Below are 10978 nucleotides of genomic sequence, written 5' to 3' on the forward strand. Positions count from 1 at the left end.
ATCAGTTCACTAAAAGAGGAGAACAGGCGTCTTATTAAGGAAAAGCAGGAAATACTTAAAGCACTGGAAGTACTCTTACAGAAATGGTCTTGAAAAGCTAAGGGGGAGAAAAGGTATGAGGGCAGATGAAGAAAGATTCTATGAATCAGCACTAAAGATGGACTATGAAAGTCTGCTCTCAGCCTATGTCTCTCTTCATACAGAGCACGAAGAGCTGCTCCGTACCAAAAAGGAAACTGACAGGATCACCACCGAAGGTGTTATCCAGTTTCAGAAACTAACAAAAGATTACCAGGACTCCCTCATTAAAATAGAGCAGCTTGAAAAGACCATAAAGAAGCTGTCTGATCAGCTTGAACTTAAAAACAGAGCGATCTTTGGCAGAAACACAGAGAAGTTTCTCGATACACTCGCCTCCTCTGAAAATCCGCCTGAAGAATTCGAAGACGAAAGCCAGACGGAAGACTGCAATGAAGGAAACAACAATGGCCATACCATAATAAGCCTTGATGAGTACAGAAAATCCCTGGAAGAAAACGGCAAAGGTAACCCTGAAGGCCGTAAAGAAGGCAAAAAAGATGGTAACAAAAAGGGAAAAGGTTCAAAAAGGAGCAGACTCCTTGACTCTCTTAAAGGCCTTCCTTCACAACTTATCTATGATCTTGACATCGACAAGCTCAACAGTGACTACGGCGTAGGCAACTGGCGTATAGCCATGTGGCATGAGCACTACGTCGTTGAAAAAATAGAAAATCCACTGTATGTAAAAAAGATACTCACTCCGGTTATCTCATCAGGCCTAGAGCACGTGATGACTACCATTCCTTATAAAAATCCCTTAAAAGACAGAACCTATATATCCGCATCTATCCTGGCCGACATACTGTACAGGAAGTTTGTTCTTGCCCTGCCATTTTTCAGGCAGACTGAAGACTATTCCATGCAGGGGCTTGAACTATCACGACAGGTGATAATCGGATGGGTAAATGAGCTTGTACCACTCATAATGACACCTGCCATAAAATATATGACCCAGCTTATGCTCCTTTGCCCATACCATAACTGTGATGAGACATATCTTCAGGTACTCCGTGATGGACGTGCTCCTGGAACCAAGGGTTTTCTATGGGTGCACAGTACAGGGGAACTTTACGACGGTAATCCTATAATTATCTTCATTTATGAACAGACAAGGGGAACAGACCATCTCAGGAAACTGCTTCTGGAATTCCATGGTTATCTGACCTGCGATGCCTACATTTCCTACCATGTGATGGAGAAAGAAAGTGAAGGACGGATAACTGTCACAGGATGCATGATGCATTGTCGCAGATATTTCGCACTCTCCCTCTTTGTAAGGGATCTTAAGAACATGTCTGAAGAAGAGATAATGCAGCTGTCTGAGGTAAGAGTACTCATGCTCATAAGAGGTATATATCACGAAGAAATGAAGCTTAAGAACATGGCTGTTGATGACAGGCTTGCTGCAAGGAAAGAGTTTGTAGCACCCAAAGTTAAGGCTCTGTTTGATTACATTCATGAACTTGAGGCTTCTGATGAACCACGTTCAGAGAAGCTATCCAAGGCTATTTCATATGCCATAAATCAGGAAGAATACCTTTGCAGGTTTCTCGATGATGGAAACATCCCAATCGACAACGGATCGAGTGAGAGATATATAGCATCCTACTCCCGAGGCAGAGCCAACTGGCTCTTTGCTGATACAATTCTTGGAGCAGAGGTTAATGCAGCCATGTACTCTATTGTTGAAACAGCAAAGGCTAACCATGTAAATCCGTATGAATATATCAAATACCTTCTCGAAAAGATACCAGACTTCCTTGATGATGAAGGTAATGTGACAGATCCTGAATGCTTAAAGGATGTGATGCCGTGGTCAGATGCATTTCATGAGTATGAGCATGAATGCATGTGCAGGCGCAATAGCCTGTATTCCTCCATGTTTCCGGAGCCAATGGTTCCAAAGCCGCCCAAGAAGGCGGCATCGCTTGCTCCAGATGACCCGGGGCAGAATACCGCATAATGGCAACAGTATAACGCCTTACGTCCCTGCAAGAATAATCAGCAGGGATTATTAGCGACCCCAAAACAGAAGGTAACAAAAGTCACGAAAGTGCACAAACTTTTATGACTTTCGTGACTCCTAAAATAAACTCCACCAAGCTGATAGTACTCCTATAGGATTCTATCAATTTGGTGGGGCTTTTTCTATACGCCTTTTGTTTACCGCTTACAAAATATCTAGCTTTATATGACAATGCCTTTTTATATCGGAAGACAGGTTTTATCTTTAGTGAATATCAGAGGGAACTCGGCATAAGCGATAATTTTATAAAGATATGTAAGGATAGGAGCGGAGCTTCAAAACGATATCTGGTAACCGGCATAAATGAGCCTGCTTATTCCGGCGAATGGAGGTTGGTCTATCCAAAGAATATTAAGAGAATGAAAAACGGAGGACTAGAAGATGCCGCTATTTAATAGAAGAGAGCTTGATGTAAGAGCTCGGGAATATGGTTTTAATCGCGATACATTTGAGAAGGTTCTTCGATTGAGGACAATTCTTGATTTTTTAAATACGCATGAATATATGCGTGAACATCTGTTGCTTAAGGGTGGAACGGCAATAAATCTGACTGTTTTTAACCTTCCAAGATTGTCGGTTGATATAGATTTGGATTTTGTTCCAAATCTGACAAGAGAAGAAGTACAAACGTAGGCAGATATATCAAGTGATGGGGAAATGATTGACGATACTAACTGAAAGGACAGAGATGGAAGATATCAGAGAAGTACTTAATTCTTTTAGCAAAGAAGAGCTTATAGAGCTCATAATAGAATACAGTGACAATGGTTATTACGATTTGGATTTATTCCTTATGAGGGCTGAAAAAGCACCATGTGCCGATGAAATCGAAAACTCATGGAATGGTTTTTATGTAAAAGCGCAGGAATATACCGGTGATGAGGATGATAAGGGAGCAGATTATCTAAGAGACGGTGCAGAGCTTTGCTTTGAGCAGGCAAAGAAACTTACTAAGATTGAAGATGTTAAAGTCCTTTGTAATGAGATTGTTGCTGATCTTACGGCAGCTGCTGAGCGGGATGGTATTGGCATGAATACTGATTCTGAGTGGGTATATTTGGAAATGCGTGATAAGATTCAGGAATATATAGAAAAGAATAACCTACAGTTTTGATAGAGTGCGACTATACAAAATACAGGGGTGATAATGATGATTAAAAAAATGAAATGGCTCAGGGAGCCGGAGGATTATAAAATCACAGAAAAATGCATTGAGGTAACAACGATGCCGCACACAGATTTGTGGCAGAGAACCTACTATCATTTTAGGAATGACAATGCTCCTGTATTGCAGATGGAAACAGATGATATATTCTTCTCCTTTATGGTAAAGACAGACTTTACTAACAGCCATCATCGTTTTGATCAGTGTGGGATTGTCATGTATCTTGATTCAGAGAATTGGCTCAAGGCTTCTGTTGAGTATGAAAACGAAAAGTTCCAGCATCTTGGCTCTGTTGTTACAAACCATGGGGATTCTGATTGGGCAACTACGGCTATTTCAACAGATGTAAAGCAGATGTGGTATAGACTTAGCAGGAGAGAAGATGATTACTGTATTGAGTGTTCCTACGATGGAAAAAATTTTCTCAAATGAGAGTCTGCCATATGTGGGAAGGAGCCGGAACGATTTCCTTCGGAATCTATGCGTGCAGTCCGGAAGATTCCAGCTTCAAGGCTGTGTTTACAGATATGCAAATAACAGAGTGCGCATGGAAGGCTCATGATGGTCAGCAGCCGGACTAATAATGTGTGAGATTATAGCAGGAGGTGTTTTGATGGCATCCATAAGAGATGATGTATCCAAGTACATAAAGAATAAATACAAGGCATCTCCAGAATACCTTTGGAAGAGATATCCAAGCTTTGCAGTATACAGGCATGAAGACAATCGTAAGTGGTTTGCTCTGATAGCTACTATAGGCAGAGATAAGCTGGGGATTGAATCCACTGATGAAGTTGATGTTTTAAATGTTAAGATTGACGATCTGATGTTGCGAGATATCCTGCTTCAGCAGCCGGGTTTTTATCCTGGATATCACATGAACAAGGGCAGCTGGATGACAATACTGCTTGATGGCACAGTGAGCCTTGATGAAATCTGTAATATAATAGATGCCAGCTTTTTAGATACTGCATCCAAGAAGAAAAAGGATAAATTCCGTCAGCCCAAGGAATGGATAGTGCCTGCAAATCCAAAATGTTATGACATTGAACATGCTTTTGACAATGCTGATGAAATAGATTGGAAGCAGGGCGCTGGAATTATAAAGGGTGATACAGTGTTTATGTATGTAGGTGCACCTGTATCTGCAATTCTCTATAAGTGCAAGGTTAAAGAGGTCGATATCCCATATGATTATGAGGATAAGAATCTCAAGATCACAGCACTTATGAAGATAAAACTTCAGAAAAGATATAAGCCTGACAAGTTTACTTTTGACAGGCTAAAATCTGACTATGGAATATATGCTGTGCGTGGACCGAGGGGGATTCCTAACAGCCTCAGCGCAGCTTTAAAATAAAGAAATGCATTTCTTAAGGAGCATAACGAGCTTAAAAACAGGTACATGCATATAAGATGAAAAAAAACAACACATTCAACGTCAAAACAACACATTGAACAGCACATTGGACAACACATTCCAGAACAAAACAGCATTTTGAATCTGTTGGATACCAAAGAAATCTCATTTAAGATGAAGAGCAATATTACAAAGTTGTATGAAGCTTTTGGGATGGAAAAGATATTCGGAAGAAGTGATGTGATAGAGGTACTTGGAATAACTGAAAGACCTGCTTCTACATTGTTAGGGAAGATGTATTCCCTGGGATTAACTGAGACAATAACCGGTGCAGGAAAGGGAAAATATCGGTTCATTGTATGATGTTAAAACTAATCTAATGAGAATGATTTATGGAACTAAAGAAGATGAATTTGGAAATTAGAAAATACACGGAAAAAGATTTAACGGAGATTATCAGAATTTGGAATGAAGTTGTGGATGAAGGAATAGCTTTCCCGCAGGAAGAGCTTGTCATGGATAAAATAAATGAGGCTCAGATCTGGGTGCCTGAATATGAAGTGGAGCAGAAGTACAACGCCATGAAGAGCCGCTTCAAGAACAGGCTGGCTGCTGAAAGTATTCCTCAGCACATCTATCAGATGGAAGCAATACTTGATACAGCTAAGCAGAAAATGGATGCTCTTGAACAGGAGTAGCTCAGATTGGAAGAGTCGTTACACTGGAGCATGGTAAAGGCATGGGAGGACAGATCCTTCATGAAGGCGTAAGGGTAGCAACAGAGCGGCTAAAGGCTAAGAAGATATACCTTGAAGCCCAGGAATATGCCATAGGCTATTATGCAAAAGAAGGCTTTGAGGTTGTGTCAGAGCCATTTATGGAAGATGGTATTCCTCATGTGAAGATGGAGAGAATCCTTGGATAATACGAACATCTTCCTTTTAGAGTGGAGAATGATTATATGGAATTAAAGAAGATACACTATGATTTTACAGTATGTAAATTGAAACAAGATTCAGATATAGATGTCACAAAGAGTTTTTATTTTGTTGGGAAAACGGATGAGGAGATATCTTTAGTATGTAAGACAGAGGATGCTCCTGCCAATACTTTGGAAAGGGACGATGGATGGAGAGCATTTCGGATACAGGGAGTTCTGGATTTCTCTCTTATTGGAATTCTTTCAAAGATTTCAGTCATATTGGCTGATAATAAGATAGGGATATTTGCAGTATCGACCTATAATACAGATTATATCCTGACTAAAGCTGATAATTTTGACAGAGCATTATCGGTACTTGAAGAGGCTGGATATAAAGTGATTTGATCATGTTAGGAGGAGAATATACAAATATGAAACTAGGAATCGAGGCAACTAGCCCATTTCACGTGTTGTCACGCCTAGTTACATATCTTCATTTTTTCTAACAATTCCCAAATCTTAAATATATGAGATATTTTTATGAGATGTATCCAGAAAAATTAAATCGTCCTCAACTTGGGGACGATTCTGAAAATGAATTAAATCGTCCCCAGGCTGGGGACGATTTGGAAAATGCAATATTTTTTATTCCTTGGGGGCATAACAAAGTTATCATAGATAAGTGTAAAGGAGATTCCGCAAAGGCACTGTTCTATGTGAAGAAAACATTGGAGAACAATTGGTCAAGGAATGTACTCTTGAACTTCCTTGATACTGATCTATATGAGAGGCAAGGTAAGGCGGTAACAAATTTTGCATTAACATTACCGGCAGAGCAGAGTGATCTTGCGCAGGCTATGACGAAGGATCCATATAGATTTGATTTCTTAACATTGAGAGAAAAGTATGATGAGAAAGAGCTTAAGGATGCGCTTATAAACAAGGCTGAGAAGTTCCTTATGGAACTTGGTACAGGCTTTGCATATATGGGTCGAGAAGTCAGGATTGAAGTAGGTGATACTGAGAAGTTTATTGATATGCTCTTTTACAACACCAAGCCTTATTATTTCGGAATTCACACATATCATAAATTTCACATAAATTCCCATATCTTCACAAAAAAATAAAATATTGGCGTAGCGATGGCGTAAGTACTGGCGTAGTTCGGTAGACTTGGCCATGATGATAAGTAAGTGATAATAATAGTTACTTCCCAAAATGAGCCTTAGTGCAAACGCGCTTATCCTTAAGCGTCTTGATAAATACAAAACAAACCCTTCCGGTTATGTCATTAGATGGATAATTACTTCTGCTATTTGACATGAACTGCGGAGGGTTTGTTTTTTAGATCTAACCGATTTATTTACCAACTTATTTACCAATGTGATATAATGAATCTGGTTGGTAAATACATTGGTAAAAAGGTTGGTAAATCTATGAGTTTGACAGATAAGATTATCGAGCTATGTTCTTATGACGATGAACAAGAATGGTTTGAATTTAAAGAGAATTGGTTTCAGCCGGAAGAGCTTGGAGAATATGTTTCTGCGTTGTCGAATGCAGCAGCATTTCATTACCAGGAAATGGCGTATTTTATTTGGGGTGTTAATGATGATACCCATGAGATAGTTGGAACAAATTTTAATCAGTACTGTGACTATAACAAAGAACCGTATCAAAATTACTTGGCTAGAAATCTTTCTCCAAGTATTAATTTTTCTTTTGAAGAGGTAGAAATCAACGGTAAAAGAGTAGTTGCATTACTTATTCCACCGGCAACGGAAATACCCACATCATTCCGTGAAACTCGTTTTATCAGAATTGGCTCTTCAAAAAATAATATAAAGAAATATCCAAAACGTGAGATCCAGCTTTTTAAAATTTTGGATGGGCGTATAGAAACTATAGAGACTATTCCGGCAAAATATCAGGACTTAACCTTTAACAAACTGTTTGGATATTATGGCTCAAAAGGGATAGTTCTTAAAGAAGAAACGTTTGAGAAAAACTTAAAACTTAGAAATAAAGACGGTGAGTATAATATGCTTGCCCAGCTTCTATCAGATAATTCTCATATACCGCTCAGGGTTTCAATATTTGAGGGAAAAACGAAGAGTGCGCCTTTGTTTTCTGTTCGTGAATTTGGCAATAATTGTATTCTTTATTCGCTGGATAGCTTGCTCCAGTATGGAGATGTTTTGAATATTATACAAGCGGATGAAACAGACAGAGTCGTTGAACGCAAAGAAGTACCTTTGTTTGATAACAAAGCATTTCGCGAGGCTATTATTAATGCAGTACTTCATAATTATTGGGCGTCCGGAAATGAACCGATGATTTCAGTTTATTCTGATAGAATCGAAATATTATCCAGAGGGACGTTGGCACCGGCACAGACAATGGAAGGGTTTTATCTTGGTGAGTCTGTTCCGGTTAATGAGAAATTATCGGAGATATTCTTGCAACTGCATATAAGTGAAAAGTCTGGAAGAGGAGTTCCTACCATTATTGACACATATGGCAAGGATGCTATTACCTTTAGAGAAAATTCAATTGTGGTTACGATTCCGTTTAACAGGCTTAATGAAGTTGGTAAAAAGGTTGGTAAAAAAGTTGGTAATTCCGATGTGGATAGACCCATATTAAATCCCAGAAGGCAGACAATATTACTGGAAATTGAGCAGAATCCATATATTACAAAGCATGAATTGGCGGAGAAAATAGGCATAAGCACTACTGCTATTGATAACAATATATCATATTTAAGGCAAAATGGTTTCGTCGATAGAGTTGGTAAAACCAAGGGTGGTTATTGGAGAATTATTGAGGAATAACGCATGGCTGGTGGTGTACGAAAGTTGTCACTACACGTTTTTACAAATCCGTCCTGACATGGTAATATATATTCGCTGTGTCAGGACTATTTTTATGTCATAATAGATAAATGGTGCCCGGCGTGGTACTCGGTACAATAAGCTGAGATAACAAATGGCTTAAATAAAGCATTTTTAGAAGGAGATACATAGAAAATGAAACTAGGAATCGTCGGCTTGCCGAACGTTGGAAAAAGTACACTTTTTAACTCACTTACAAACGCAGGGGCACTTGCTGCGAATTATCCCTTTGCAACAATAGATCCCAATGTGGGCGTTGTAGCAGTACCTGATGAGAGGATCAGGAAGCTGGGTGAATTATATAATACCAAGAAGGTCACACCTGCTACTATAGAATTTGTTGATATTGCAGGACTTGTAAAGGGTGCTTCCAAGGGTGAGGGTCTGGGTAACCAGTTCCTGGCCAATATCCGTGAGTGTGATGCTATTGTTCACGTAGTAAGATGCTTTGAAGATACCAATGTGGTACACGTAGACGGATCTGTAGATCCTGTGAGAGATATAGAGACTATTAATCTTGAGCTGATCTTTGCTGATCTTGAAGTGCTGGAGAGAAGGATCGCCAAGACTACCAAGACAGCACGTATGGACAAGGAAGCTGCCAAGGAGCTGGAGCTTCTGAACAAGATCAAGGCTGCTCTTGAAGATGATAAGCTGGTCAAAGATATGGAAGATCTCACAGATGATGAGCAGGCTCTTCTTAATACATATGATCTTTTGACTTCCAAGCCTGTGATCTTTGCTGCCAATGTCAAGGATGAAGATCTGGCAGATGATGGTGCTTCCAATAAGTATGTCCAGGCGGTAAGAGAGTGGGCATCAAAGAATAACAGTGAAGTCTTTGCTATCAGTGCTCAGATTGAGTCAGAGATAGCAGAGCTTGATGAAGATGAGAAAAAGGAATTCCTGGCCGATCTGGGACTGACCAAGTCAGGTCTTGATAAGCTTATAGAGGCAAGCTACAGGACTCTCGGGCTTATGAGCTTCCTAACAGCAGGAGAGGATGAGTGCAGGGCCTGGACTATCAAGATCGGTACCAAGGCTCCTCAGGCTGCAGGTAAGATCCATACTGATTTTGAGAGAGGCTTTATCAAGGCTGAAGTTATCAATTATCAGGATCTTCTTAATGAAGGCTCACTTTCCAATGCAAGGGAGAAGGGCCTGGTACGTATGGAAGGTAAGGAATACGTGGTTCAGGATGGAGATGTGATCCTCTTTAGATTCAATGTATGATACTGTAATGACTTATAGGGGGAGAAAATATGCCTGAACTGATGGAGGATATGTCCATTGCCTTTCCGCATTTGGGGATATATCTGAACTATGTGCCAAAGAGCTTTTCAGTATTTGGCTTTAGCATAGCTATGTACGGTGTCATAATAGGGCTGGGAGTGCTCCTTGCTGTGACGCTTGTTTCAAAGATAGCTTCAAGGACCGGCCAAAATCCTGATGATTACTGGGATCTGGCTACATATCTGGTGCTTATAAGTGTGGCAGGAGCAAGGCTGTATTATGTCATTTTCAGCTGGGATATGTACAAGAATGATCCTATACAGATATTGAATATCAGAAATGGCGGACTTGCTATATATGGCGGTGTATTGACCGGCATCGTGACGCTGTTTGTATATACCAGGATCAAGAAGAAGAGCTTTCTTGTGATGGCTGATACCGTTGTATATGGAGTGATCCTGGGGCAGATCATTGGCAGATGGGGCAATTTTACCAATAGAGAAGCCTTTGGGGATTACAGCGATAATCTTCTGGCTATGAGGATCCCTCTTAATATGGTTAGGAGCGGTGAAATCACCACTCTCATGAAGTCTCACATGGCTGAGGGCAGCAATTATATCCAGGTTCATCCCACATTTCTATATGAATCCATGTGGAATCTCACGATACTGTGCCTGATGCTCCTCTACCTTAAGCACAAGAAGTTTAATGGTGAGATCATGCTCTTGTATTTTGGCGGCTATGGCCTGGGAAGAGCTATGATCGAGACTCTTCGTACAGATCAGTTAAAGATCCCGGGGACTGTGCTTCCTGTATCTCAGATGCTGGCTATAGGGATGCTCCTCATATCTGTTATCGCAGATATTTATGTTCGCAGGCGGATAGCTGTGAAGAATATTACTGAGTGATCTGTAGATGTAGAGACTTTTGCATGTATACGATAACAGAGATTCTTCGTTACTGTTCAGACCCCAACTTGAGATAAAAATACCGGTGATCTAGACTTTTATCAGTCGGACCACCGGTATTTTCTATCAAATATCTCTGACACATTCGTGTAAATATTGCTGGGATCATTTTCGCGCAGCGTAACCAGCACACCCAATCCATCGCAGTAATACTCTAGACTGCTGAATGACCGGTATGTCATGACCTGCTTGATTTTACGTTTTACCTTACGAGCCTGACGCTCACTTAAGTTATTATTGTGCGGAACTCTTTTATCATGAAGGAACAGCAGATGGTTATGCATGTATTTCTCCATTCGTTTATACAGGTTGTAACCATCCTTATAATA

General features: G+C 40.1%; 11 protein-coding genes and 3 pseudogenes. 13 read left to right on the plus strand and 1 reads right to left on the minus strand.

Going from position 1 to position 10978, the window contains the following annotated elements:
• Positions 1-115: 115 nt before the first annotated feature.
• From tnpC to lgt, 13 genes and pseudogenes are all read left to right on the plus strand, one after another.
• Positions 116-2044 carry an IS66 family transposase gene (gene tnpC / locus G636_RS0114075; RefSeq protein ID WP_026508566.1) on the plus strand — a complete coding sequence of 643 codons (1929 nt, stop codon included), beginning with the start codon at positions 116-118 and terminating at the stop codon, positions 2042-2044.
• A 444-nt stretch (positions 2045-2488) separates the two neighbouring features.
• The gene (locus G636_RS0114085) at positions 2489-2740 is read left to right on the plus strand and encodes a nucleotidyl transferase AbiEii/AbiGii toxin family protein (protein ID WP_026508568.1); all 252 of its coding nucleotides are present in this window, start codon (positions 2489-2491) and stop codon (positions 2738-2740) included.
• A 55-nt stretch (positions 2741-2795) separates the two neighbouring features.
• A complete protein-coding gene (locus G636_RS0114090; RefSeq protein WP_026508569.1) occupies positions 2796-3221 on the plus strand; it encodes a hypothetical protein in 426 nt (141 codons plus the stop codon).
• A gap of 33 nt (positions 3222-3254) precedes the next feature.
• Positions 3255-3853 (plus strand): annotated as a pseudogene (locus G636_RS18725) (DUF1349 domain-containing protein).
• A gap of 32 nt (positions 3854-3885) precedes the next feature.
• Positions 3886-4632 carry an MmcQ/YjbR family DNA-binding protein gene (locus tag G636_RS0114100; protein WP_026508570.1) on the plus strand — a complete coding sequence of 249 codons (747 nt, stop codon included), beginning with the start codon at positions 3886-3888 and terminating at the stop codon, positions 4630-4632.
• 147 nt (positions 4633-4779) lie between these two features.
• Positions 4780-4995 carry a hypothetical protein gene (locus G636_RS0114105; protein WP_196803121.1) on the plus strand — a complete coding sequence of 72 codons (216 nt, stop codon included), beginning with the start codon at positions 4780-4782 and terminating at the stop codon, positions 4993-4995.
• Between the two features lie 29 nt (positions 4996-5024).
• Positions 5025-5330, plus strand: a complete 306-nt coding sequence (locus G636_RS20650) for a hypothetical protein (RefSeq protein WP_026508572.1) — start codon at positions 5025-5027, stop codon at positions 5328-5330.
• 23 nt (positions 5331-5353) lie between these two features.
• Positions 5354-5557, plus strand: coding sequence for a GNAT family N-acetyltransferase (locus G636_RS18730; RefSeq protein ID WP_330364003.1), 204 nt, complete (start codon positions 5354-5356; stop codon positions 5555-5557).
• Positions 5558-5593: 36 nt separating this feature from the next.
• Positions 5594-5959 (plus strand): ACT domain-containing protein, encoded by a 366-nt coding sequence (locus tag G636_RS0114120; protein ID WP_026508573.1) that lies wholly within the window; start codon positions 5594-5596, stop codon positions 5957-5959.
• Positions 5960-6069: 110 nt separating this feature from the next.
• Positions 6070-6612 (plus strand): annotated as a pseudogene (locus tag G636_RS18735) (PDDEXK nuclease domain-containing protein); the annotation flags it as partial.
• A 333-nt stretch (positions 6613-6945) separates the two neighbouring features.
• Complete coding sequence (locus G636_RS0114130; protein WP_242826982.1) at positions 6946-8388, plus strand: RNA-binding domain-containing protein; 1443 nt, start codon at positions 6946-6948, stop codon at positions 8386-8388.
• Between the two features lie 195 nt (positions 8389-8583).
• On the plus strand, positions 8584-9681 hold the full coding sequence (ychF, locus tag G636_RS0114135) for a redox-regulated ATPase YchF (protein ID WP_026508575.1): 1098 nt from the start codon (positions 8584-8586) through the stop codon (positions 9679-9681).
• 29 nt (positions 9682-9710) lie between these two features.
• Complete coding sequence (gene lgt, locus G636_RS0114140) at positions 9711-10589, plus strand: prolipoprotein diacylglyceryl transferase (RefSeq protein WP_242826983.1); 879 nt, start codon at positions 9711-9713, stop codon at positions 10587-10589.
• A gap of 101 nt (positions 10590-10690) precedes the next feature.
• On the opposite strand, the pseudogene G636_RS20760 reads toward lgt, so the two are convergent.
• Positions 10691-10978: pseudogene (locus G636_RS20760) on the minus strand (IS66 family transposase); the annotation flags it as partial.

The organism is Butyrivibrio sp. MC2013, assembly GCF_000424585.1.
Classification (GTDB): Bacteria; Bacillota; Clostridia; order Lachnospirales; family Lachnospiraceae; genus Butyrivibrio.

Coding starts and splice junctions, on each gene's coding strand:
- tnpC (WP_026508566.1), top strand. CDS start 116: ATGAGGGCAGATGAAGAAAGATTCTATGAATCAGCACTAAAGATGGAC.
- G636_RS0114085 (WP_026508568.1), top strand. CDS start 2,489: ATGCCGCTATTTAATAGAAGAGAGCTTGATGTAAGAGCTCGGGAATAT.
- G636_RS0114090 (WP_026508569.1), top strand. CDS start 2,796: ATGGAAGATATCAGAGAAGTACTTAATTCTTTTAGCAAAGAAGAGCTT.
- G636_RS0114100 (WP_026508570.1), top strand. CDS start 3,886: ATGGCATCCATAAGAGATGATGTATCCAAGTACATAAAGAATAAATAC.
- G636_RS20650 (WP_026508572.1), top strand. CDS start 5,025: ATGGAACTAAAGAAGATGAATTTGGAAATTAGAAAATACACGGAAAAA.
- G636_RS0114120 (WP_026508573.1), top strand. CDS start 5,594: ATGGAATTAAAGAAGATACACTATGATTTTACAGTATGTAAATTGAAA.
- G636_RS0114130 (WP_242826982.1), top strand. CDS start 6,946: ATGAATCTGGTTGGTAAATACATTGGTAAAAAGGTTGGTAAATCTATG.
- ychF (WP_026508575.1), top strand. CDS start 8,584: ATGAAACTAGGAATCGTCGGCTTGCCGAACGTTGGAAAAAGTACACTT.
- lgt (WP_242826983.1), top strand. CDS start 9,711: ATGCCTGAACTGATGGAGGATATGTCCATTGCCTTTCCGCATTTGGGG.